General features: G+C 59.8%; 23 protein-coding genes. All 23 read right to left on the bottom strand.

The genetic code is table 11. The annotated features are described in order from the left end of the window. Window positions 1-293: 293 nt before the first annotated feature. The 23 genes from fliJ to pseB all read right to left on the bottom strand — a co-directional run bounded on the left by fliJ (window position 294) and on the right by pseB (window position 24,186). Window positions 294-743, bottom strand: a complete 450-nt coding sequence (fliJ, locus tag ACI2KB_RS07320) for a flagellar export protein FliJ (RefSeq protein ID WP_404632927.1) — start codon at window positions 741-743, stop codon at window positions 294-296. A gap of 6 nt (window positions 744-749) precedes the next feature. Continuing rightward, window positions 750-2,108: a flagellar protein export ATPase FliI gene (gene fliI, locus ACI2KB_RS07315; RefSeq protein WP_404632925.1), complete on the bottom strand. Its 1,359-nt coding sequence runs from the start codon at window positions 2,106-2,108 to the stop codon at window positions 750-752. Next, window positions 2,098-2,913, bottom strand: a complete 816-nt coding sequence (gene fliH, locus ACI2KB_RS07310) for a flagellar assembly protein FliH (protein ID WP_404632923.1) — start codon at window positions 2,911-2,913, stop codon at window positions 2,098-2,100. The genes fliI and fliH overlap by 11 nt, the downstream gene beginning before the upstream one ends. A 13-nt stretch (window positions 2,914-2,926) precedes the next feature. Beyond that, window positions 2,927-3,943 (bottom strand): flagellar motor switch protein FliG, encoded by a 1,017-nt coding sequence (gene fliG / locus ACI2KB_RS07305; RefSeq protein WP_404632921.1) that lies wholly within the window; start codon window positions 3,941-3,943, stop codon window positions 2,927-2,929. Further along, window positions 3,936-5,714, bottom strand: a complete 1,779-nt coding sequence (fliF, locus tag ACI2KB_RS07300) for a flagellar basal-body MS-ring/collar protein FliF (protein WP_404632919.1) — start codon at window positions 5,712-5,714, stop codon at window positions 3,936-3,938. The genes fliG and fliF overlap by 8 nt, the downstream gene beginning before the upstream one ends. 14 nt (window positions 5,715-5,728) lie before the next feature. Beyond that, window positions 5,729-6,058: a flagellar hook-basal body complex protein FliE gene (gene fliE, locus ACI2KB_RS07295; protein WP_404632917.1), complete on the bottom strand. Its 330-nt coding sequence runs from the start codon at window positions 6,056-6,058 to the stop codon at window positions 5,729-5,731. Window positions 6,059-6,324: 266 nt separating this feature from the next. Next, window positions 6,325-7,752 carry a sigma-54-dependent transcriptional regulator gene (locus tag ACI2KB_RS07290; RefSeq protein ID WP_404632915.1) on the bottom strand — a complete coding sequence of 476 codons (1,428 nt, stop codon included), beginning with the start codon at window positions 7,750-7,752 and terminating at the stop codon, window positions 6,325-6,327. Then, window positions 7,749-8,957, bottom strand: coding sequence for a sensor histidine kinase (locus ACI2KB_RS07285; protein ID WP_404632913.1), 1,209 nt, complete (start codon window positions 8,955-8,957; stop codon window positions 7,749-7,751). The genes ACI2KB_RS07290 and ACI2KB_RS07285 overlap by 4 nt, the downstream gene beginning before the upstream one ends. Before the next feature lie 139 nt (window positions 8,958-9,096). After that, a complete protein-coding gene (gene fleQ / locus ACI2KB_RS07280) occupies window positions 9,097-10,572 on the bottom strand; it encodes a transcriptional regulator FleQ (RefSeq protein WP_404632911.1) in 1,476 nt (491 codons plus the stop codon). 169 nt (window positions 10,573-10,741) lie between these two features. Continuing rightward, window positions 10,742-11,038 carry a flagellar protein FliT gene (locus ACI2KB_RS07275; protein ID WP_404632909.1) on the bottom strand — a complete coding sequence of 99 codons (297 nt, stop codon included), beginning with the start codon at window positions 11,036-11,038 and terminating at the stop codon, window positions 10,742-10,744. Window positions 11,039-11,049: 11 nt separating this feature from the next. Next, a complete protein-coding gene (gene fliS / locus ACI2KB_RS07270) occupies window positions 11,050-11,445 on the bottom strand; it encodes a flagellar export chaperone FliS (RefSeq protein ID WP_404632907.1) in 396 nt (131 codons plus the stop codon). A gap of 121 nt (window positions 11,446-11,566) precedes the next feature. After that, a complete protein-coding gene (fliD, locus tag ACI2KB_RS07265) occupies window positions 11,567-12,997 on the bottom strand; it encodes a flagellar filament capping protein FliD (protein WP_404632905.1) in 1,431 nt (476 codons plus the stop codon). 78 nt (window positions 12,998-13,075) lie between these two features. Then, window positions 13,076-13,468 carry a flagellar protein FlaG gene (locus tag ACI2KB_RS07260; protein ID WP_404632903.1) on the bottom strand — a complete coding sequence of 131 codons (393 nt, stop codon included), beginning with the start codon at window positions 13,466-13,468 and terminating at the stop codon, window positions 13,076-13,078. A gap of 71 nt (window positions 13,469-13,539) precedes the next feature. Next, the gene (locus ACI2KB_RS07255) at window positions 13,540-14,391 is read right to left on the bottom strand and encodes a flagellin domain-containing protein (RefSeq protein WP_404632901.1); all 852 of its coding nucleotides are present in this window, start codon (window positions 14,389-14,391) and stop codon (window positions 13,540-13,542) included. A 293-nt stretch (window positions 14,392-14,684) separates the two neighbouring features. Continuing rightward, window positions 14,685-15,815, bottom strand: a complete 1,131-nt coding sequence (locus ACI2KB_RS07250; RefSeq protein ID WP_404632897.1) for a flagellin — start codon at window positions 15,813-15,815, stop codon at window positions 14,685-14,687. A gap of 289 nt (window positions 15,816-16,104) precedes the next feature. After that, window positions 16,105-16,362: a hypothetical protein gene (locus ACI2KB_RS07245; RefSeq protein ID WP_404632895.1), complete on the bottom strand. Its 258-nt coding sequence runs from the start codon at window positions 16,360-16,362 to the stop codon at window positions 16,105-16,107. Further along, window positions 16,359-17,654: a motility associated factor glycosyltransferase family protein gene (locus ACI2KB_RS07240; RefSeq protein ID WP_404632893.1), complete on the bottom strand. Its 1,296-nt coding sequence runs from the start codon at window positions 17,652-17,654 to the stop codon at window positions 16,359-16,361. The genes ACI2KB_RS07245 and ACI2KB_RS07240 overlap by 4 nt, the downstream gene beginning before the upstream one ends. 78 nt (window positions 17,655-17,732) lie before the next feature. Next, complete coding sequence (locus ACI2KB_RS07235; protein WP_404632891.1) at window positions 17,733-18,665, bottom strand: ketoacyl-ACP synthase III; 933 nt, start codon at window positions 18,663-18,665, stop codon at window positions 17,733-17,735. Window positions 18,666-19,149: 484 nt separating this feature from the next. Beyond that, window positions 19,150-20,202, bottom strand: coding sequence for a pseudaminic acid synthase (gene pseI / locus ACI2KB_RS07230; protein ID WP_404632889.1), 1,053 nt, complete (start codon window positions 20,200-20,202; stop codon window positions 19,150-19,152). After that, window positions 20,199-21,287, bottom strand: a complete 1,089-nt coding sequence (gene pseG / locus ACI2KB_RS07225) for a UDP-2,4-diacetamido-2,4,6-trideoxy-beta-L-altropyranose hydrolase (RefSeq protein WP_404632887.1) — start codon at window positions 21,285-21,287, stop codon at window positions 20,199-20,201. Before pseG ends, pseI begins: the two co-directional genes overlap by 4 nt. Then, entirely contained in the window at window positions 21,284-21,985 is a 702-nt protein-coding gene (gene pseF / locus ACI2KB_RS07220; protein WP_404632885.1) for a pseudaminic acid cytidylyltransferase, read from the bottom strand. The genes pseG and pseF overlap by 4 nt, the downstream gene beginning before the upstream one ends. A gap of 30 nt (window positions 21,986-22,015) precedes the next feature. Then, window positions 22,016-23,188: a UDP-4-amino-4,6-dideoxy-N-acetyl-beta-L-altrosamine transaminase gene (pseC, locus tag ACI2KB_RS07215; RefSeq protein ID WP_404632883.1), complete on the bottom strand. Its 1,173-nt coding sequence runs from the start codon at window positions 23,186-23,188 to the stop codon at window positions 22,016-22,018. Then, on the bottom strand, window positions 23,185-24,186 hold the full coding sequence (gene pseB, locus ACI2KB_RS07210; RefSeq protein WP_404632881.1) for a UDP-N-acetylglucosamine 4,6-dehydratase (inverting): 1,002 nt from the start codon (window positions 24,184-24,186) through the stop codon (window positions 23,185-23,187). The genes pseC and pseB overlap by 4 nt, the downstream gene beginning before the upstream one ends. Between the last annotated feature and the right edge of the window lie 5 nt (window positions 24,187-24,191).

Here is a 24,191-nt window from a genome sequence, read left to right as displayed (position 1 = left end):
CGCGGCAAATGGAGATTGCGGTGAGCGGTCGGCGTCAGGCACAACGCAGAGCCTTTTGGGAGCCGGTTGGGCGGCCAAAGCGGTTGATCAGTGATAAATGAACTGACTGACAGGCCCATTCGCCAGCAAGCCGGCTCCCACAGATTCAGCGTCGAGCTGAAGATTTGGATTCGACGCGACTTTTGTGGGAGCCGACTTGGTGGCGAAAGCGGTATGTCGATGACTAGGTTCTCAACTGACCCAACGCGTTCACCGGCCCAGTGAGCGCTCACTGAAGATCACGACATCACCCGCTAGAACGCCTCATGCCGCGGCAAGCGCTGGGACAGTTCATCCAGCAGCTTCTGCTCGCGCTTGTCTTCCAGCGCCCGGGCTTCGTCGATGTAGCGCTGCACCAGTTTGCGCAAGCCTTCCACCCGCGCGTAGGCCTTCTGCCATTCGCCGCGCGCCTTGTTGAGGTTGTTCTGGTGCCAGTTGAGGCTCTGCCGTTGCTGACTGACGGCAGTTTCGAGCTGATTGAGGAAGCGCTGATAGTTCATCAGCCACTGGCCGGACACCCCATGAGCGCCCTTGTTGATCCACTGCTGTTGATAGTCGGAACGAAATTTTTCCAGCTCGGCGAGCTTGCCTTCCGCCAGCCGGACCTGCCCCTGAAAATGCCCCAGGCGCTGGACGGCGGCCTTTTCGGCCTTCTCGGCCATTTCCACCACCGGCGCCAGGCGGCCCGCGCGAGTCTGCGCCATGGCCTATCAGCCTCCGCCCTGGGGATTGAAGATCTTCGCCAACTGCTCCTCACTGCTCTGCATGCTTTCGTTGTCGTGCAACCCTTGACGCAGGTACTGAACGAGCTGCGGTTGCAGGTTGATGGCCAGGTCCGTCTCGCGATCACCACCGGCGACGTACGCGCCGACGCTGATCAAATCGCGACTCTGCTGGTAACGCGACCACAACTGCTTGAAGTACTGCGCCTGCACCATGTGCTGCGGATCGACCACCGACGGCATGACCCGGCTGATGGACGCTTCGATGTCGATGGCCGGGTAATGCCCTTCCTCAGCCAAACGTCGGGACAGCACGATGTGCCCGTCGAGCACGCCCCGCGCCGAGTCGGCAATCGGGTCTTGTTGGTCGTCGCCTTCGGACAGCACGGTGTAGAACGCAGTGATCGAACCCCCGCCCTTTTCCGCATTACCGGCACGCTCGACCAGCTTCGGCAACTTGGCGAACACCGAAGGCGGATAACCTTTGGTCGCGGGCGGCTCGCCGATGGCCAGCGCGATTTCCCGCTGGGCCTGGGCGAAACGTGTCAGCGAGTCCATCAGCAACAGGACGTTCTTGCCCTTGTCGCGGAAATATTCAGCGATGCGCGTGCAGTACATCGCTGCGCGCAGCCGCATCAGCGGCGCATCATCCGCCGGGGACGCGACCACCACCGAACGCTTGAGGCCTTCTTCGCCGAGAATGTGCTCGATGAACTCCTTCACCTCACGGCCCCGCTCGCCGATCAGCCCGACCACGATGATGTCGGCCTCGGTGAAGCGGGTCATCATGCCCAGTAGCACGGACTTACCCACACCAGTCCCTGCGAACAGGCCCAGGCGCTGACCGCGACCAACCGTCAACAACCCGTTGATGCAGCGAATGCCCACGTCCAGTGGCTGGCTGATCGGATCGCGCTTGAGGGGGTTGATGGTCGGGCCATCCAGCGGCACCCAGTCTTCGGCCTTCATGCCGCCCTTGCCGTCCAGCGGGCGACCGGCGCCATCCAGCACACGACCGAGCATGGTCATGCCCATCGGCAGGCGACCGGTGTCCGGCAGTGGCACCACCCGGGCGCCCGGCGCGATACCGGCGACGCTGCCCACGGGCATCAGAAAGACCTTGCCCCCGGCGAAGCCCATGACTTCGGCCTCGACTTCCACTGGGTGATGGTTGTCATCGTTGATCACCACACAGCGGCTGCCCATCGCCGCGCGCAAGCCTTCCGCTTCGAGGGTCAGGCCAACCATGCGCAGCAGACGCCCTTCTACCACCGGCTGAACCGGCAGACGAACGGCTTCAGCATAGGTGCTCAGGCGCTTGCCAAAGCTGGTGCGTTCAAGACGCATCGGAGGCGTCCGGGGTCTTGTTCAGCGCATCTTCAGCGCTCTTGATAGCCGCCTCCAGATCGACGCTGACGTCCGGCATGGCCGGGTGCAGCGCCTGCTCATGAAGCTGATCGAACATCTTGGCGATGGCGACGCTCAAGCGGGTTTCGACCGTTGCGTCGATACGGCTGTGTTCGGTCTCCACCCGACAACCGCCCGGTTGCAGCGTGTCGTCTTCAAGGATGCGCCAGTTTTCTTCATGGCGCTCACGCAGGGCTTTGACCTGAGCGAAATCCTGAGAGTTGACCAGAATCCGCACGTTGTTGGCGCCCATGGGCAGCAGACGTAATGCGTCTTGCAAGACCTTGCCGATCTGGCTGGAGTCGGTCTTCAGCTCACGCTGTATCACTTCCCGCGCCAGATGCTCGACCAACTGAACCACCGACTTTTCAATCTGCGCGTCCTGATCGGCAATCGGCTCGAACAGATGACTCATCAGGGTTTCCAGGCTTTGCAGCTTGGCGGCCAGCGCCACCTCGGCTTCCTGACGCACCTTCAACTGGGTGCTGTGAAAGCCCTCTTTCTCGCCGATGGCAAAGCCTTCGTTGTAGGCGTCCTGACGGATGCTCTCCAGCTCTTCCAGCGTCAGCGGCTGGACTTCCTCCAGCGGGACTTCTTCGCTTTCGGCAGGTTCCGGCTCTTCAATCTCGGGTTCAGGCTCAGGCTCCACATGAGGGTCGAAGCTGGGCAATGCCCAGACATCGATCCCTCGCAGATCCTTGGCCCGAATGAGCTCGCTGGGTGCTTCTTTATCGGAGCTGAACATCGACTACCTACTCTTAAATCATTTCCTCGCCACCCTTGCCGCCGAGAACGATCTCCCCGGCCTCCGCCATACGACGGGCAATGGTGAGGATCTCTTTCTGTGCAGCTTCCACGTCGCTGACGCGAACCGGGCCTTTGGCTTCCAGGTCGTCGCGCAGCAATTCGGCGGCCCGCTTGGACATGTTCTTGAAGATCTTTTCCTTGATCGCCTCGTCGGAGCCCTTGAGCGCCAGCACCAGCACGTCGGAAGAGACTTCGCGCAGCAACGCCTGAATGCCACGGTCGTCGACATCGGCCAGGTTGTTGAAGACGAACATGAGGTCTTCGATCTGGGTCGACAGGTCTTCGTCCACCTCGCGGATGGAATCCATGAGCTGGCCTTCGACCGAACTGTCGAGGAAGTTCATGATGTCCGCCGCACGTTTGATACCGCCCAAGGTGGTACGCGAGGTGTTGGCGTTGCCCGAGAACTGCTTCTCAAGGATCTGGTTCAATTCTTTCAGGGCCGCGGGCTGCACGGTGTTCAACGACGAGACGCGCAGGATGATATCCAGACGCACCTTGTGGTCGAAATGGCCGAGCACTTCACCGGCCTGGTCAGCATCCAGATAAGCGACGACGATGGCCTGGATCTGCGGGTGCTCATAGCGAATGACGTCCGCAACAGCACGCGGTTCCATCCACTTCAGGCTGTCCAGACCACTGGTGTTGCCACCCAGCAGAATGCGGTCGATCAGGCCGTTGGCCTTGTCCTCGCCCAGCGCCTGGGTCAGCATCTTGCGGATGTAACCATCCGATCCGATGCCGACGCCGGTCTGATCGCCGACCAGATCGACGAATTCGCCCATCACCTGCTCGACCTGCTCGCGGTGCACATTGCGCATCTGCGCCATGGCTACACCGACACGCTGGACCTCTTTGGGACCCATGTGACGCAGAACCTGCGCGGCGTCCGTCTCACCCAGGGTGAGCAGCAGGATCGCGGCCTTGTCAACGCGGGTCAGTTTGACCGCTGCACGAGTCTCACTCATCTGTGTTGATCCACTCTTTTACGACCTGAGCCACACGAGCCGGGTCTTCAGCCACCAGGCTCTTGATTGCGTTGAGCTGCGCGTCATAACCCTCACTCGGGCTCGGCAGCAGGATGCTTTGCGGACCGCCCAGACTCACGCGGTCATTGGACAGCTCACCGTCCAGACCCACCATGCCGCCCAACTCGACGTCGCCGTCAGCATGCTTGCCTTTCGGGTTGGTGATGTTGTTCAGCACCGGACGCAGCACGCCGAACACCAGCACCAGGATGAAGATCACGCCCATCGCCTGTTTGACGATGTCCCAGAACCATGGTTGCGAGTAGAACGGAATGTCGGGAATCACTTCGCCACGGTCGGTGGAGAACGGCACGTTGATCACGCTCACGCTGTCGCCACGGGCGGCGTCGAAACCGACGGCGTCCTGCACCAGACGGGTGAAGCGCGCCAGTTGCTCGGCGGTCCACGGCACCGTCGTGGTTTCCCCGTTGGCCGGGTTGACCTTGACCTGATCGTCCACCACGACCGCCACCGACAAGCGATTGATCTTGCCCTGCTGCTGTTTGGTGTGGCTGATGGAACGGTCCAGTTCGAAGTTCTTGGTCGACTGGTTACGCTTGTCCGACGGGTACGGCGCGAGCATCGGCTGGCCGGTGGCCGGGTCCATGATCTGCTGACCGTTGGCGTCCAACAGAGGCTGGCCGGGCGCGATCGGACCGGCAGCACCCGCTGCACCACCGCCCGTGGTTTGCGGCGCCGTGGCCGGACCTGGAGGCTGGTTGCTCAGTGCGCCCGGCACACCTTGCGGACCGCTGCTGCTGGAGCGCTGTTCGCTGGTGGTCTGCTCGCTGCGCAGTGCAGGCTGATCAGGGTTGAAGCTTTCTGCGGTGGATTCGACGGCGCTGAAGTCGACATCCGCCGACACTTCGGCCTTGTAGCGGTCGTTGCCCAGCACCGGTTGCAGGATGTTCTGCACACGCTGGGTCAGCATGCTTTCCATGCGACGGGTGTAGTCGAATTGCTTGCCCGCCATGGTCAGCTCGGAATTCTCCGCCTGATCGGACAGCAGGTTGCCCTTCTGGTCGACCACAGTGACCTGAGATTTGGTCAGCTCAGGAACGCTGGTCGCCACCAGATTGACGATGGCCATGACCTGACCCGGCTCAAGGCTACGACCGGCATACAGCTCAACCAGCACCGAGGCGCTGGGCTTGCGGTCATCGCGAACGAACACCGAGCTTTTCGGGATCGCCAGGTGCACGCGAGCAGCCTTGATGTTGTTCAACGCGGAAATGGTGCGCGCCAGTTCGCCTTCCAGACCACGGCGATAGCGGGTGGCCTCCATGAACTGACTGGTGCCCAGGCCCTGGTCCTTGTCCAGAATCTCGAAGCCGACGTTGCCGTCGTTTTGCGCGATCCCGGCACCGGCCAGTTTGATGCGGGCACGGGAGAGGTCTTCGGACTTGACCAGCAAGGCACCGGAGTTCGGCTCGACGGTGTACGGAATGTCGGCCTGGGCCAATGTGTCCATGACCTGCTTGGTGTCCATGCCGGACAGGCTGCCATACAGCGGCTTGTAGTCCGGTTGTTGCGACCAAAGCACGACGGCAAAACCAATCGCCACGCTGGCGGCCAGACCGACCATGAGGCCGACCTGACGCAACATGGTCATCTCGGAGAGATTTTGCAGGAACGCCAGACCGAACATCGGCGGCTTGCTTCCTGTCGCACCCGCTTTGGCAGGTACGTTATCGGCGACGGCTTCAGCCATGACTTAAATCGTCCTCAAACCGGCATTTGCATGATGTCTTGGTACGCCTGAACCAGCTTGTTGCGTACCTGGGTCAGCGCCTGAAACGAAACGCTGGCTTTCTGCGAGGCAATCATCACGTCAGTGAGGTCCACGCCGCTCTTGCCCACTTCGAAGGCCGTTGCCAACTGATTGGACGCCTGCTGGGTGTCATTCACTTTATTGACGGCCATGCCGAGCATGTCGGAAAAGCTCGTCGCACCGGTCTGCTCAGGGGCATTGACGGCCTTGGGCATGGCCATCGCATCCATTTGCATGGAGCGCATGTCCAACATCAAGCGATTAAATTCAACACCTTGGCTCATGACTTCTCTCTCAAAAGGGCCGCAAATTTTTGACACCGATTCAGCGGTTACCCATGCAGTAGCAACAACGGTGCCAGACCAATGGCGGCACAGTGCCACCTTTTCATGAAAGTATTGGGAGGGTTACAGAATGGATAGCTACACCCAAGAATTACGGAAACCTGTGGGAGCCGGCTTGCTGGCGATAGCGCAGTGTCCGTTACTGATTCACGACTGATCCGACGCATTCGCCAGCAAGCCGGCTCCCACAGCGATCGGTGTTTCTTTCAAGAAGCAAACAGATACCCCTCGACATCCATCCCCGCATCCCGCATCTGCGCCAGCTTGTAGCGCAACGTACGCGGGCTGATACCCAGGCGTTCAGCGGCTTCCTTGCGGCGGCCGCGCTCGGCACGCAGGGTGTCGATGATCAACTGGAACTCTCGACGCCGCAGGTCCTCACCCAATGCCCCCGCCGATTCACCACCGGCCGCATCCGGCGACGGATCAATGACGCCCGGGGTTGTCGGCAGCATCGACGAAACCTGAAGGACCGGCGCCGGTGCAGGCACCGAGGCAAACGAAACAGGCCCGGCCAGACAGAAGTCTTCGGCCTGAATCACCCCGCCCTGTTGCAGAATCAGCGCCCGTTGGACCGCGTTATCCAGCTCACGCACATTGCCCGGCCAGCTGTAGCCCACCAGACACTTCTGCGCATCGGCAGACAGGCGCACCGGCGCATGCTTCATTTTATTGACGTGCTTGGCCAGCAGCCGCTCGGCCAACGGCAGAATATCGCCGGGACGCTGACGCAACGGATGCCAGGCCAGCGGGAACACCGACAGCCGATAGTACAAGTCTTCACGGAAGCGCCCCGCCGCCACTTCCCCCGCCAGATCACGGTTAGTGGTGGCCAGCACGCGAATATCCAGCTCGATGGGCTTGCGTGCCCCGACCCGCTCCACTTCTCGCTCTTGAAGCACGCGCAGCAACTTGGCCTGCAAGCCCATGGGCATCTCGGAAATCTCGTCCAGCAGGATGGTGCCGCCGTCAGCCTGTTCGAACTTGCCCGCCTGGGCTGCGATGGCGCCGGTGAACGAGCCTTTCTCGTGGCCGAACAACGTGGCTTCGAGCATGTTGTCCGGAATCGCTGCACAGTTGATCGCAATGAACGGCTTGCCCGCCCGTGGCGACTGCTGATGAATGAACCGCGCGAGCACTTCTTTACCCGTGCCCGACTCGCCGGAAATCAACACCGTCGATTCACTTTTCGCCACCCGGGCCGCCAGATTCAACAACTGCGCACTGGCAGGCTCGACCGCGACCGGCCCCTCCCCCTCGGCAGGCCCCAGGCGCCCCAATGCATGCCGGGCGACCAGCGCCAGCAACGCCTTGGGTTCGAATGGCTTGACCAGATAATCGGCGGCGCCTTGACGCATCGCTTCGACGGCCCGGTCCACCGAGCCGTGTGCGGTCATTAATAGAACCGGCAATTGCGGGTAACGGCTGCGCAATTGGGCCAGCAACTGATGCCCGTCCATGCCGGGCATATTGACGTCGCTGATCACCAGACTGAACGCGCTGTCGCCCGCCGCGACCAGTGCATCCTCAGCGCAGCCCACGGCCCGGTAATCATGCCCGGCCAACTCCAGGGTTTCGCCCAATGCTTCACGCAGGGAAGGGTCATCCTCGACCAGTAATACCTTGATCGTCATGAAAGGTTACCTGCGGTGCCGACGCCGGGAATCAGCGGTAAGGATACGATGGCACAGGTGCCGCGGCCCGGGCGCGAACGGAATTGCACCTGCCCCTGGTGAGCCCTGGCGACGGCCGTCACCACCGCCAGCCCCAGACCGGTGCCGGTGGTTTTGGTGGTAAAGAACGGCTCCCCCATCCGGGCCAGCGCAGCGGCGTCGATGCCACTGCCGTTGTCACTGATGCACAACCGCAGGGTGTCACCCCGGTTGTACGCATGAATTTTGACGCGAGCGGACGCAGAACTGGCCTGCACCGCGTTCTCGATCAGGTTGAGCAGCGCGCCGACCAGGGTATCGCGGTTGCACAGCAACTCGCCCTCGTTACTGTCGCATTGCCAACGCACGCCGACATCACGCACGTGGGTGTGGGCGGCGGATTCCAGCGCCTCGACCAACGCGCCCGGCGTGACCCGATCTGTCAGCGGCAACTCGCCTCTGGCGAATACCAGCATGTCACGGACCTGATGTTCCAGCTCGTGAAGGCGCTCTTTCAGGCGCCCGGCGAAACGCTGCTGGGTCTCGACGTTCAGCGCCTGCTCAGTCAAATGGCTGGCATAAATCATTGCCGCCGACAATGGCGTGCGGATTTGATGCGCCAGCGAGGCGACCATGCGCCCCAAGGAAGACAAGCGTTCGTGGCGCGCCAACTGGCTTTGCAAATGACGGGTTTCAGTCAGGTCGTTGAGCAGGACCAGTTGGCCCGGCTCGGCGTCCAGCGAGCGCGTCGAGATAGAAAGGCGACGCCCGTCCTTCAGGGAGATTTCGTGACCGTCATCTTCCCGTGGTGCGAAGCAACGCGCGATGACGTGACGCCAGAGCATGCCGATCAACGGTTCGCCCAGCAAATCGATGGCCGCGGGGTTCGCCTCGCGGACGATGCCTGTGCCATCGATCACGATCACACCGCCCGGCAGCAGGTCGAGCAGGTTTTGCAAACGGTTGGCCAGCCGTTCTTTCTCGGCCAGTTCCTGCATCCGTTGGGCGCTGACGACTGCCAATTCGCCCTTGAGCTCGGTGACCCGGGCTTCCAGCAGGCTGTAGGAATCGGTCAGTTGTGCCGACATCTGATTGAACAAGGCGAACGCCTGCTCCAACCCTTGTCGACTCTCTACTTCCGGGGACGGCTGCACTTGCGAACCCGCGGGTACAGGTTCGGAAGACATCTGAGCGGCCTGGGGCATAGTTGATCTCTCGCGTGGCGGACCGTCAGTAAACGGTATGTTGCGAGAGACTTAGCAATCCCCGTGCCGAAAAAAAACCGCTGAAAAATCAGCGGTTTCTCTTTTACGCGTCAAACGAGTGTCAGTCGTCGAACTGATCGTCGCCCTCGCGGCGGCTCATCCCGTACTTGCGCATCTTCTCCACCAGCGTGGTACGACGGATGCGCAAACGTTCAGCCGCTCGCGCCACGATGCCGTTCGCATCGTCCAGTGCCTGCTGAATCAGGCCCTGCTCCAGACCACCCAGATAGTCCTTCAAATCCAGACCTTCCGGAGGTAGCATCGCGCCATTGGCGAAATTTGGCGTATGACCGTTGATCGCCACACGCTCTTCCAGATCGCTGCGCAGACTGTCCACCAACTGCTCGTCTTCGTCATCGACGTAGCGGAATTTCTTCGGCAGTTCGGCGACACCGATCACACCATAGGGGTGCATGATCGCCATGCGCTCCACCAGGTTGGCCAGTTCGCGAACGTTGCCTGGCCAGCCGTGACGACACAGCGACATGATGGCGGCGGAATTGAAACGAATCGAGCCACGCTTCTCATGCTCCATGCGCGAAATCAGCTCGTTCATCAGCAGCGGGATGTCTTCCACCCGCTCACGCAACGGCGCCATTTCAATCGGGAACACGTTGAGGCGGTAGTACAGGTCTTCACGGAAGCCGCCGGTCTCGATCATGTCTTCGAGGTTCTTGTGGGTCGCCGCAATGATGCGTACGTCAACGCTCTGGGTCTTGTTGCTACCCACACGCTCGAAGGTGCGCTCCTGTAACACGCGCAGCAGCTTGACCTGCATCGGCAGTGGCATGTCGCCGATTTCATCGAGGAACAGCGTGCCGCCGTTGGCCAATTCGAAGCGCCCTGCCCGGCTGGTGATCGCCCCGGTGAAGGCACCTTTCTCGTGACCGAACAGTTCGCTTTCCAGGAGCTCGGCCGGAATGGCGCCACAGTTCACAGGCACGAACGGCGCATCGCGACGTTTGGAATGGTAATGCAGGTTGCGCGCGACCACTTCCTTACCGGTGCCCGACTCACCCAGGATCAGCACGCTGGCGTCGGTATCGGCCACTTGCTGCATCATCTGGCGCACGTGCTGAATGGCACGGCTGGTGCCGACGAGGCTGCGGAACAGATTGGGTTCGCGTTGACGACCGCGCTCGCGGGCCTGGTCGTACATCTCGCGATAGACCTGGGCGCGGTGCAGGGAATCCAGCAGCTTGCTGTAGCTGGGCGGCATCTCGACGGTGGACAGCACGCGTCGGCGCAAGTCTTCGGCCAGCTCGGCAGAAGAATTTTCGCCCATCAGCAGGACGGGAAGGAACTCATCCCAGGCGGCGATGGTCTTAAGCAGCCCTTGAAGACTGCCCGGGCCATTGACGGTGCCAACCAGCACGCAAAGGACTTCTCGAGTGGATGCCAGAGACCCCACGACCTGCTGCCAGTCGGAGCTGGAGCAAGACAGGTTCTCATCGCCGAGAAAATTCAGAATCACCGCCATGTCACGGCGGCGTTGGCTATCGTCATCGATCAGCAGAATCTTGATTTCACGCCACATGCAATAGCAACTTCCCTAGTCAACTCGATGCCCATTCGGGGGCAAGCTTGGCTTTGTATGGTCCGCAGAGACGCTACAACAACCAGAAATTAGTGAACATCACTAGTTAAGTCAAAAAACCGTACACAGTCAATTTTATGGCGCACAAATTTTTTCGATCAACCAAGCGTCAACCGAACAGATGGTAAACCTTTGCGGCGTTTTGCGCTCGCTGGATTTGCGTCATTTCTTCGACTATTGCCTGACGCTCCCCCACCGCGATGTCAATCATCTGTCTGTATACGCCTAACAGCTCTTCCAGATTGCTGCGCAACTGCGGCTCATCGTCATTGGCCTCACGAATGACTTCGTCGACACAGGCGCGACAGGCCAGGTCCAGCTTGCTGATGGCCGCCCAGTCACGCTCGGCGAGCGCGTCGACCAGAGCTTCGCGGGTTTCTTCGATTCGCTTGAGTGCAGCACTCATGGTGATCTCCTTTACAGCGCAGGTTGCTGATCGCCGATCGCGTCCCAACCTTCCTTCACTGTAGTCAACAGACCGCTGACTTCGTCGAGAATTCTTGGGTCGGTCTTGATGTTGGCCTCGGCCAGGCGCTTCATCATGTACACATACAGGTTGTCGACATGGGCCAGAGCTTCAGCCTGTTTTTCCATGTCCAGACCTTCGCGCAGGCCTCCGACAATTTCGATCGCCTTGCCAATCAGCACGCCTTTGGCGGCGATGTCTTTGCGCCCGATGGCACCTTTGGCCTGAGCGATGCGGTCAAGCCCCGCCTCCATCAGCATCTGCACGAGGCGATGCGGCGTGGCGACGGCGGTCTGCGCGTGTGAATTGACCTTCTGATACTGCCGAAGGGCTGCCATCCGGTTCATGTACTTACCTCACACATCTTTAAGTGTCTATGTTCAGGCTATCGGCACGGGTTTGAGAAACTTTAAGGCCAGATGCCAAAAACCCGGCACTTTGGCCGGGTCCTGGTTGTTCACTGTTTCATCAACCGCTTTGCTGAGCGTTCAGCGAGTCGAAGAACGACGTGATGCTGGTGGCAGAGGCTTTCAACTGCCCGACCAACAAGTCCATCGCGTTGTATTTCGCGGTCAGGGTCGCGGTCAGGTTGGTGACGCGCAGATCCAGCGCTGTTTGCTCGTCAGTCAGATCGTTCTGCTGAGCATTCAGGCTCGCGGTGCGGGTGTCAAAAATCCCGCCCGTTTGGGTGTACGGCGTGATCGCGGCGGTCATGCGCGCCAGCAGGCCGTTCTTGCCATCGCCCGTGCCGGAGAACAGTTGCTGCACATCACCCGCCAGGCCCTGGGTGTTGATGGCCTTGTCGAACTTGGTGCTATCCAGAGACAGCGTACCGTCGGTTTGCGAAGTGGTGATGCCCAGCTGCGAGAGCACCGACAGGTTGCCGTCAGCGCCGGTGGTGACCAGCTCGTTACGCAGCGCCGACAGAATCGAACGCGGCATGGCGTCGCCGGTCAGGGCGGCCGGGGTCACGGTCGCACCGGTGGTGGCGTCGGCAGTGTCGCTGATAGTGGCTTTGGTCACCGAGCTGACCGCATTCACGACGGTGTTGTACGCGTCGATGAAGGTCTGCAGCGAGGCTTTCAGGCCGTCGGTGTTGGTGGCCACTGTAACGGTGGAACTGCCTTCAGCGAGGAGCGTCATGGACACGCCGCCCAGGCTCTTGTCGATGGTGTTGCTGGCACTGGTGACCGTCAGACCGTTAATGGTCAGACTGGCGCTGGCCGCCTTGGCGGTGACATAGCCCGCGCTGTTGACGTCCGTTGGATCAAGCTTGGCGTCAGCCGCGATATTGAACTGCGCCACATCGCTGGTCGCCGTGATATCGGAACCCGCACCGGTTTTGGTGGAGTTGAACACCAGACGCGAACCCTTGTCATCGGTGATGATGCTGGCACTGATGCCGGAGGTGCTGGTGGTGGCATTGATCTGCTTGGCAACCGACGTCAGGGTCGCGCCATCAGGAATGGTGATGCTGGTGTTAATGCCATTTTGAGTGAGTGTCAAATTCCCACTCGGAATGGCACTGGTGGCGCCGTCGGTGAATGCACCGGTTGCAACACTGGAGCTGGTTGCCAGATTCTTGACATTGATGCTGTAAGTACCCGGCACCGCAGAGTTGTCCGAGGTCACCGTCAACTTGGTGGCATCAGAGGCTTTGGCGGCATAGCCGGAAAACGACGGAGAATTGGTCTTGCCCAGATTGGTCAAGGCCGTCTGGAACGTCGACATCGCGCTTTTCAACGTACCAATCCCGGACAGCTTGGTGGTGACCAGCTTGGTCTGGGTGGTGATTTGCGTCTGTTTGGCCAGCTTGTCGGAGTTCACCAGCGCGGTGACGATGTCACTGATCGCCAGGCCCGAACCCAAGCCGGTGGTGGTGGTAATTGGACTAGCCATCTATTTCTCCTTTCGGTGTTGAGTCGGTCTTTTGACTGCACGACAGCTCAAAAGAACCGCCTTCACGTTTCATGCCAGTTAAACTTTTGCATCGAACAACAGGCTGTTTGCATTTTTCAGACTGTCGGCGATCTTCAGAGCTTCGGCGGACGGCAACTGCCGCACGACTTCGCCCGTTTCAGTGGCAATCACTTTCACGACCACCTGACCGGATCCCTCGTCGATCGAGAATTCCAGATTGCGGCGGACCGATTGAAAGAACTTTTCCATTTCCTGGACGGCTGCTTGCAACTGCTGAGTCTTCTTTTCGTCGTCAGAGTCTTTACTCGTCGCCGTGTCCGCGTCTGCCGAAACGGCTGAAGCTTGAACGACTTGAGGCGCCACGGCTTGCTTGTCTGTGACAGCAGCAGGCACGGATGGCAAAGACTGCACCGTGGGGTAAGCCATGTTCAATCGGGTGCTTAGGTCCATGTCTTTAACCTCTCAAAGTAAAAAGCGGGAGAGCACGCAAGCACACTCCCCCGCCAAAACCCTAGCCGATATTACTGAAGCAGCTTCAGAACAGCGGATGGCAGCTGGTTAGCCTGGGCCAGAACAGAGGTGGAAGCTTGTTGCAGAGTCTGTTGTTTGGTCAGGTTAGCGGTTTCAGCTGCGAAGTCGGTGTCTTGAATACGACCCAGTGCAGCGGTGGCGTTTTCGTTGACGTTCTGCAGGTTGGAGATGGTGCTGGTCAGACGGTTTTGCGAAGCACCCAGGCTTGCACGCGTGGCGTTGATGGTCGCCAGAGCGGTGTCGATTGCCGAGATGGCGGCGTCGACGTTGGTGTGTGCAGTGGCGTTGCTGGTGCCGCTGATCGAAGTGGTGCCGCTCGCTACGCCCAGTGCCGAAGCAGTGAAAGTACCGGTCAGGACCAGGTCGATGTGGTTCGAAGTACCAGTGTTCGAGCCAACTTGCAGAGTCACGGTGCTCGCGGTGCCGTCCAGCAGGTTCTTGCCGTTCAGGTTAGTCGAGTTGGCGATACGGGTCAGTTCGTCCGACATCTGAGAGTATTCAGCGTCCAGAGCGGTACGGTCAGCAGTGCCGTTGGTGTCGTTTCGGGACTGTACGGCCAGTTCACGCATACGCTGCAGGATGTTGGTCGATTCTTGCAGAGCGCCTTCAGCGGTCTGAGCGATCGAGATACCGTCGTTGGCGTTCTTGATGGCTACAGTCTGACCACGGATTTGCGAAGTTTCGCGAGTGGCGATCTGCAGGCCGGCTGCGTCGTCTTTAGCGCTGTTGATTTTCAGACCGGAAGACAGACGGGTCATCGAAGTCGACAGTGCATCGGAAGCCTTGCTCAGGTTCTTCTGAACAGCCAAGGAAGCTACGTTGGTGTTTACGCCTAAAGCCATGATGAATTCCTCGTTGGTTGGGTACTGCGGCTTTCCGGCCCTGGCAAGCGCCGGGTGTGGCCTAGAGAACCTTCGTAATGTTTATCGTCGTATCTGCAAGGAGCTTGAGGGCTTTTTCAAAATTTTTTGCCACCAGAGCGCCACCCCTGCTTTTGACGGGGGTTACACAGCGTTTCGGCGCAACTCGCTCAAGCTTTAATCACAACGCTAAGCCATTCATTACCCACGAGTTTTTTGACCGAACGCGCCACAGGACGCGTCCGGCGATTCATCGCTTATAGCAGCGAATATTTTTATTGCAGCAGCTTCAGGACCGCCGCCGGGAGCTGGTTGGCCTGGGCCAGCACAGCCGTCGACGCCTGTTGCAACGTTTGCTGCTTAGTCATTTCTGCCGTTTCCGCCGCGAAATCCACATCCTGAATTTGCCCCTTGGACGCTTCAGCGTTCTTGACCATGTTTTGCAGGTTTTCCATCGCGCTGGACATCCGGTTCTGATTCGCCCCAAGGTCCGCACGGGCTGCGTTGATTTTGCTGAGCGCCAAATCGATCGCCTTGACGGTGTATTCAATGTTTTCGATACGGGCTGCTTTATTGAGAGCGATATCACTCGCTTTAGCGTCCCCCACCACCTTCTCCGCGTCAGCCAGTTTCTTTTTAGCTGCGTTCAACGTATCGATGTCTGTCTGGGCGGGAGTAGCAATGGCCGCGAACGTCTTTTCAGCGGTCGCCAGATCGGTTGTCGCAGTCTTCACATCATCCATCATGGCCTGCGTCACGCTGTTAGAGATATTCCGGAAACCCGTACCATCGATCGTCAACGGCGTATATTCCCCCTTCACGACGGCCCTAGACCCTGAGGTTGTTGCATCAGCTGCGACAGCGGGTATGTCCTCACTCGCCGCAAGAATGGATTTGGCAGAGAAATCCTGATCAAGGGTCAGACTGATTTTTTCGGTCGAGCCGACGTTTGCACCAATCTGAAAGCTGAGCTCTCCCGCGCTTCCATCCAACAAACGAAGTTCCGCGCCAAAGGTCGTTCCTGCGGCAGAACGCGTAATTTCGGCATTCAATTTTAGAAACTCGGCATTCAAGGCATCGCGTTCTTTTGGACCTTTATCGCCGTTCGCTGCTTGAATAGCGAGATCACGCATGCGCTGCAAGTTATTCATGTTCTGATCTAAAGCACCTTCGGCCGTTTGAATGATCGATATCGCCGCGCCGGCATTGCGCAACGCAACCGTCATGCCGCGAACTTGCGTCGCCAGGCGCGTTGCCAACTGCATGCCTGCGGCATCATCCTTCGCGCTGTTGATCCGCAACCCTGAAGATAGACGAGTCATAGCTGTGCTTAGCGAATCAGAGGACCGATTTAAATTCCGTTGCACAGACAGCGAAGCAATATTGGTATTTACAGTCAAAGCCATTTTTAATTCCCTCGTTGATAGAAACGGTTGGCTTTCAAAAAACGGGGAAGTCCATTTCTCCCGGAAAAGCCTAACGGTCCCGCTATCGACGATTCACCCAATGCCTTTAATCACTAAACCTCAACATCACCGGTGCCATCACGACAAATGAAGGGCAATTAACACGCTAACGTATTCAGAAATATCAGATTTAAAAAAACATAAAAAAACGGCCTCTTCGGGCCGTTTCTTCGATACCAATTTATTTATATGTAGGAACTTTCTGCGTTTTTTCTCGCAGGAGAAATAATCACTGAACACACAACGCTACAAACTCCCCCTCCAGCCAGTCCGCTAATCCAATCCAGTCCTGCCGTTCCTGGCACTGCAAAATCGCAGTCAACACTTGCGCCCATTCGGCCTGTTGATCCGCGGGACGGGCGGTAAAGGTTGGCAGCGCTGCGTCGATCAACTCGACCATTTTCAATGCCCCTTCGATGTCGCGTCCCAGCCGAAACAACCGAGCGCAGCGACGAGCATCGTGGGAGATGTGTTCAAGGTCTGTCATGGTGCCGTCCAGTCCGGGTCGAAGTGGGTGCCGGTGATAAGGGCACCGTCGCGGCTGGTGTTGAAGAACCGCACGTCGGGGTGTTGGGTGATGTAGCGCTCCAACTCGATCAGATAACTGCGAAAGTTGAGCTGTGTCTTGACCTTGTGCCCACGCCCGTCGAGCACCCAGTGTTTGGCGATATTCAATTCCGGGCCAAGCGCGCCGTCCTGCCAGCCCGTGTGGGTCTTGCCACCGGGGAAGGCGAAGTCGGCGCCGAACAGGGTGATGCTCGCCGCGCCCATCTGCACGGCCAGGTCGACGGCCGGGTGAATGACGCTGCCGCCCACGAACAGACTCGCCCTGGGAGTCTGCTGGCGAATCTCTGCGTACATCGGGCTGGATGAGTAACCAACGAATCGCGGTCCTTGCCAGGCGTTCAGCATGGCAGCGTCCTGTCCGGGCAAATACACCAGCGTGATGCCTTCGGAATCTGGGGCAGGCAGGTGTCGGCTGCTGATGCGATGGTCGATGCTGACCACGATGTCCGGCCGGATGCCCTGATTGCGCAACGGCACGTAAGCGGTGTCGACGCAGATCAGCAACGGCCGTTGAGCGCTCTGCGAGACGTTCGACAAACGGGGCAAATGTTGTTGCAGGCTGGGGCCGGTGGCGATCACAAACACATCACGGCCCGCGTGCGTGCCGAAAAGCGCGGCCACATCGCTGTCCGATTCCAGCAGCGCCCTGCCCTGTTTCAGACGCTCGATGTTTTCCGGGTTGTCGGTGGAGAATTCGCGGTTATTGAAATTGACGTGCACCTCGCTGACCAGACGATCGCGAATCCGCGCACTGCTGTCGTCGGCGAGCACCATTTCGGCAGGCAACGCGAAGAACGGCAACTGGATTTCCGTTCGCTCGTCGGCATACGCCAGCACCACCCGAGGGTCGCTCAGCCAGTCATCCTGTTCGAGCAGTTGCAGCACCAACGCGAACAACGCGCCATTGAGAATGTGCACATGCAGGGCTTGGAGGCTGGAAGATCCCAGCATGACGCGCTGTACATCCCCCAACCCAGTCCCGTACACATGGGCTTCGGCACACTGGGCAGGGAAACTGGCCGCCTGCAATTGCGCCTCGGCGATCCGGTCATGGCGGCTGGTGAGCTGAATTCCCGCCACTGACAGCGTCCATGCCTGACCGTCCACCTGCTCGGCGGGCACGGCCCAGGCATCCTCAGCGTGCAGCCGAAGAGCAATGTGGGGCCAGCGCTGCTCGATGACGGCGAGGTTGCGCTGGAAAATCTCGCTCATGAGCGCGTCCTTATCAAACGAGAGGAATAAAAAAACGGCGACCTGATGATCAGTGTCGCCGTTTTGACTGACTCAGGGTCAAGGACGATAAAGGATCGCCGAACCCCACGACAAGCCTACGCCGAAGCCGCTGATGGCCACGCGTTTCCAGGTCGAGTCGAGCATGTGCTTTTCCAGCAACAACGGCACGCTGGAAGAGACGGTGTTACCGGTTTCGAGCATGTCCTTGACGAACTTCTCGGCCTGAGCACCTTCTTCGAAGCGGCGCGCGACGGCATCGACGATAGCCGCACTGCCCTGGTGAATGCAGAACGCATCGATATCGGAGGATTGCAGGCTGGACTCTTCCAGCAATTCATTCAAGTGCGCAGGCACTTTCACCAGCGCGAAGTTGAACACCTGGCGGCCATTCATATAGAAGTTGCCGTTGATGGTCTTGAGGAATTCAGCACCACTGCCATCGCTGCCGAATTTGGACTTGCCCAGATGCCACTGCGCGTCTTCACCCATCCAGGTGGCGGTGGCGGCGTCGCCGAACAGCATGGTGGTGTTGCGGTCGTCGGGGCTGACGATTTTCGAATACGGGTCCGAGGTCACCAGCAGGCCGTTCTTCAACCCCGTAGCTTCCATGAAACCTTTGATCGCATAAAGGCCGTAGACGTAGCCCGAGCAGCCCAGCGAAATGTCGAACGTGGCGACGTTGGTCGACAGGCCGAGCTTGTGCTGAACGATGGCGGAGGTGTGCGGCAGCCCTTCTTCGTCGCCGTTCTGGGTGACGACGATCAGCACGTCGATGGCGTCGCGAGACAGTTCCGGGTTGTTGGCGAACAGCTTGTTGGCGGCTTCGACACACAGGTCAGAGGTTTCCTGAGCATCGTCTTTGCGTGGCAGAAAAGCGGAGCCGATCTTGCCGAGGATGAAGTCTTCATCCTTCCCGAATTTTGCACCCTGCGCGTAATTGTCGACGCCGGCTGTCGGCACGTAACTCGCTATGCTTTTAATGCCAATCATTCTGGCTTCCCAATCAAAAACGCTGAACATCGCCCGTCGCCCTGAGGCGGGGCATTGAAAATCCGGGGGGCTTGAAGCCTAAAAAACCGAGTCATCAGGCGTTGAATCAGCCAGAACACCGCTGAATTCGGCCAGATGTCGTCATTGCAGCAAGCACGATACAGTGGAGATGCCCGGAGTGACTCGCAGGTCACCAAAAGTTTTACAAGCTTTTAGCTGACCGGGCAGTGCGGCGCAAGGGTCGATTGGCTTTACGACAGGCAATTGACATGAAGATGTCACCAAAATGCGGTTGTGGGTGGCAGGGCACCGCGCCCTTGCGGCAGGGCGCCCAGCCCCAGCTTTTGATTTTGCTCTTGATCTCCATACGCAACAGTCCAGACACCGCCGAACCCGAGTTGGGTGCAGGCTGAACGCAAGTCGCGTTCGGCGGTGTCTGGACTATTGCGTTCGAAGAGCAAGAGCAGGAGCAACTGCGGCTGCGTTAGCCAATGACATCCCAGTCAAGCGCCGTTCCGCGCTTGAGCGGCTGGCGGGCGTTTCGCCCCAAGATCGCATCGATGTGCTTGGGGGCCAGGCCAAGACCGGGGCGAATGGCGCGCACATTCTGTACAGTGAAGGCCTCGCCCTCGGCGATGTCCTTCACGACGTACAGCGACCGACGGTACTGCAGCGACTTCTGCTCCGCCTGCGTCGCCCCATATTGAACACGCCCCAAGCCCTGCCAGGCTCGCTCGGTTTCAGTCACCAGACTGGCCATCTCGGCAGGCTCCAGAGAGAAACTGGCGTCGACGCCACCCTCAGCACGATCCAGGGTGAAGTGTTTTTCGATCACCGTGGCCCCCATTGCCACCGCCGCCACCGACACACCTACGCCCATGGTGTGATCGGACAGCCCCACCTGACAGCCAAACAGCCCCGCCAGATGCGGAATCGTGCGGATGTGGCTGTTTTCAGGAGACGCCGGATACGTGCTGGTGCACTTGAGCAGAACCAGATCCTTGCAACCCGCCTCACGGGCAGCGCGCACCGTTTCGTCCAGTTCGGCGATGCTGGCCATGCCGGTGGAGATGATCATCGGCTTACCGGTGCCGGCCACTTTGCGGATCAGCGGAATGTCGGTGTTCTCAAAGCTGGCGATCTTGTAGGCCGGCACATCAAGGCTTTCGAGAAAATCGACAGCAGTCTCGTCAAACGGTGTGGAAAACGCCAGCAGGCCCAGCGCCTTGGCTCGGGCAAAGATTGGTGCATGCCACTCCCAGGGGGTATGGGCCTGTTCGTAAAGCGCATACAACGAAGTGCCGGCCCACAGGCTGTTGGGGTCCTTGATGAAGAACTCGCCCTCGTCGATGTCCAGCGTCATGGTGTCGGCGGTGTAGGTTTGCAGCTTGAGCGCATGGGCGCCCGCCCTGGCTGCGGCTTCCACGATGCGCAACGCCTGATCCAGCGACTGGTTATGGTTGCCGCTCATTTCCGCGATGATGAAGGGCGGCGCATCGGGGCCGATCGCTCTGGAGCCGATCTTGAAGGTGTTCATGGTTGCTCACTCGCTGCAAAAAATTCATGCCCGATCAGGGTGTTCGCCAGTCGTTCGGCGCCACAACCATCCACCAAAACGCGCGAGCGCTCGGCCATGCTCAGTCGTTGCGCCGGGTCAGCGATCAGGTCACGAATCGCGTGGGTCAATTGTTCTGTGGTCACGCACTCGTGAGGCCCCAGATAGCGGTGCACACCCGCTTGCCCCAGCAACCGGGCGTTGAGTGCCTGGTTGTGCGCCACGGAGATACACAGGGTTGGCAGGCCCAGTGCAGCCCGTTCCCATGTCGTGCCGCCCCCGGCTCCGATGAACAGGTCGGCACGCTGCATCAGGCCGAAAAAGTCATCGGTCAGCGCCTGCAAATACCAGTTCGGACGTTCGGCGCACAAAGCTTGCAGCGCTTCCCAATCGGGGTTGTGCAAACCCGCGACGATGTCCACCGAAAGGTCATCGAAGCCCTTCAGTGCCAGTAACGTCGCATGCACCTGATGCGCTGCATCGAACCCGCCGAAATTTACCAGCACCCGCTCGACCCGCGGCTTGATCGCGATCGCCGCGCATTGGAATTCCTCGCGAAGAAGTGCAAATCGCGGTCCCAGGAATGTCTGGCACGACGCCCCGACCCATTGGGCATAAGGGTTGTCCAGCACCTGCGCGGAATAGTTCTGGTCAAGCAACACGTCCACGGCATGGGGCCGATTGGCGAGGTCGTCGATGGCCATCAAGCGGTGAGTCAGTTGACGCGCTGCGGTCTCCCAGCGAGCGTCCAGGCCGTAGTGGTCAACGATCAGCCAGTCGAACGTCGGCTCGTCGGCCAACTGTTCGCCCAGCGCATAGATATCCTCCTGCCAGGGCAGCGCGGCTTCGATGTCGGCGCCGCTGTGCTCTTGAACGTAGTGGCCCGGCAAGGCATGGGTGACGAAGCCAGCATCGCGCAGGCGTTGCAAGGCGTGGCCGGGCAACTGGCGGCAGGCGAATTGCACGTCCACCTGTTGCTTGCGCAAGGTATGCGCCAGCGTCAGGCACCGCGCGATGTGCCCGCTGCCGATGGCGATCGATGCATCGGCACGAATCAAGACCCTCACCCTTCCAGCTCCCCTGTAGCTTTGAGCGCCGCATACAGGTACTCGGCACGCCGCCAGTCTTCTTCGGTGTCGATGTCCTGAACCAGATGGCGAGGCAGGATGACCGGCAGGCTCAGTGAAGAAAAGACGACGTCCCCGCGCAGCCATGCCTCGCTGCGCCCCCAGTAGAACTGGCCCGCGTCCTGATAGGCCGCTGCCAGATCCTGGGAGCGCACGTGGCGGTATTGGGGTTGCATGGCATCGAGGCTGCCATCCTCGGTCATGATCAACGCCCGCTGAACGGGGAAGCCAAAACCGCACACTGAGAATGCATAGGATTTGTCAGGGGCAGCCTGCAAGGCCTCCAGCCCTTGACGCAAAAAACGTGGTTGCAGCAACGGCGCGGTCGCGTAGAGGCAGCAGGTGTAGTCGTAGGCCTGATCAAGCGCGCCGATGGCGTGTTGAATGACCGCGGCCGTTCCCGTGAAATGGTCGGCCAGCGCTGAGGGCCGCATGAACGGCACTTCAGCGCCGTGTGCACGGGCGACCTCAGCGATGTCCTCATCGTCGGTGCTGACCACCACCCGGTCGAACAAGCCGCTGCTCAATGCGGTGCGGATCGAGCCGACGATCATCGGCTGGCCATTGAACAGCTTCAGGTTCTTGCGCGGGATGCGTTGGCTGCCCCCGCGAGCCGGGATGATTGCCACGGCGCTCATGAGGAGAATCCTTGAATCAGTGCTGGCATGTCAGTCATCCCTGGCATCGACCAGCAGGCGCCGCAACTGTCCGATCACCTCGTCCTGCTGTTCGTCGGTCATGGCAGGGTACAACGGCAGGCTGATCGCTTCGCCGTAATACGCCTCAGCCTGGGGAAAGTCACCCGGCCCAAAGCCCTGATCCCGATAGTACGGCTGCAAATGCACGGGAATGTAGTGCACGTTGACGCCGACTCCGGCAGCACGCAAACGTTCGAACACCTCACGATGACTGAGCGACAGGCGCTGCACCTGCACCCGCACCACGTACAGGTGCCAGGCCGATTCGGCTTCGGTCTGCGCGGTGGGCAAGCTCAATGGCAGATCGGCGAGCAAGGTCTGGTAACGGGCGGCCAGTTCGCGACGTCGCGCCAGAAAGCCGTCGAGCCGGTTCAACTGCGACAGCCCCAATGCGGCCTGAATATCGGTGATGCGGTAATTGAACCCCAACTCCACCTGCTGGTAGTACCAGGGACCATGACTCGGTTCGTCCATATGCGCCGGGTCACGGGTCATGCCGTGGCTGCGCAGACGACGCAGACGTTCGGCCAGCTCCGGCCGGTTGGTCAGTACCAGCCCGCCCTCCCCGGTGGTGATGATTTTCACCGGATGGAAACTGAACACCGTCATGTCTGCGTATTCACCACAGCCCACGGGGCGACCGGCATAACGGGCACCCACGGCGTGGGAGGCGTCTTCGATGACCACGAAGCCGTAGCGTTGCGCGAGTTGACGAATCGCTCGCATGTCACAACTTTGTCCGGAAAACGCAACGGCGATGACGACTTTCGGCAGCCGCCCTTCGTGCTCGGCGGTGTCCAGCTTCGCCGCGAGGGCATGGGCGTCGAGGTTCCAGGTCAGCGGATCGATGTCGACGAAGTCCACCCGAGCGCCGCAGTAACGCCCGCAGTTGGCCGATGCGAGAAAGGTGTTGGGGCTGGTCCACAGCCAGTCACCCTCCCCCAACCCGGCTGCGAGACAAGCAATGTGCAGCGCCGCCGTGGCGTTGCACACCGCCACACCGAATCCGGCTTCACAGCGCGCGGCCATCGTGGCTTCAAAGCGCTCGATGCTCGGGCCTTGGGTCAACCAGTCGGACCTGAGCACCTCGACCACCGCATCGATGTCGGCCTGATCGATGCTCTGACGACCATAAGGAATCATGGCTGGATATCGGCGTGCAATTGGCTGATCTGCGGCACCGACATGAAGTCCGGATTGGTGTCGGAGCGGTATTCGAAATCATCGGCGACAGGGCTGCCTTTTTCGCCGGTGGCGTCGATGGCGAAATCGATGTCGACGTTGTTGAAGCGAATCGACGGCACGATGGTGTAGTGATCCTTGAACTCAAGGGTCATGCGCGCATCGTCTTGCGGGACCATCAGCTCGTGGAGCTTTTCACCCGGACGAATGCCGACGATCTTGTGCGGCAAATCGGCCGCCATGGCCTGCGCCAGATCGACGATGCGCACCGACGGAATCTTCGGCACGAAGACTTCGCCGCCGTGCATGCGCTCGAAGCTTTGCAAGACGAAATCCACGCCGTGGTCCAGGGTGATCCAGAACCGCGTCATGCGCGCATCGGTGATCGGCAGCTCTTTGGCGCCACCCGCGATCAGCTTGTTGAAGAACGGCACGATGGAGCCTCGGGACCCCGCCACGTTGCCGTAGCGCACCACGGCAAAACGGGTCTGTTCTTCGCCACCGATGTTGTTGGCCGCGACAAACAGTTTGTCCGACAGCAGCTTGGTCGCGCCGTACAGGTTGATCGGGCTGGCCGCCTTGTCAGTGGACAGCGCGATGACCTTCTTCACGCCGTTGGCGATGGCCGCCGCAATGATGTTCTCGGCGCCATTGACGTTGGTGCGGATGAACTCGGTCGGGTTGTACTCGGCCGCGGGAACATGCTTGAGCGCAGCGGCATGCACCACGTAGTCGATGCCGCGCATGCCTTGTTGCAGACGCTCGGCGTCGCGCACGTCGCCCAGGAAGTAACGCATGCAGGGCGCGTTGAATTCCTGCTGCATTTCATATTGTTTGAGTTCATCGCGGGAGAACACCACCACGCGCCGGGGCTGGTAGCGTTCCAGCAGCGTGCGGATGAACTGGCGACCGAACGAGCCGGTCGCGCCTGAGATGAACACCGATTTGCCATTGAACATATGAA

The sequence above is a fragment of the Pseudomonas sp. NPDC088444 genome (genome assembly GCF_044900175.1).
Classification (GTDB): domain Bacteria; phylum Pseudomonadota; class Gammaproteobacteria; order Pseudomonadales; family Pseudomonadaceae; genus Aquipseudomonas.
This window is presented reverse-complemented; position numbering and strand designations above follow the sequence as displayed.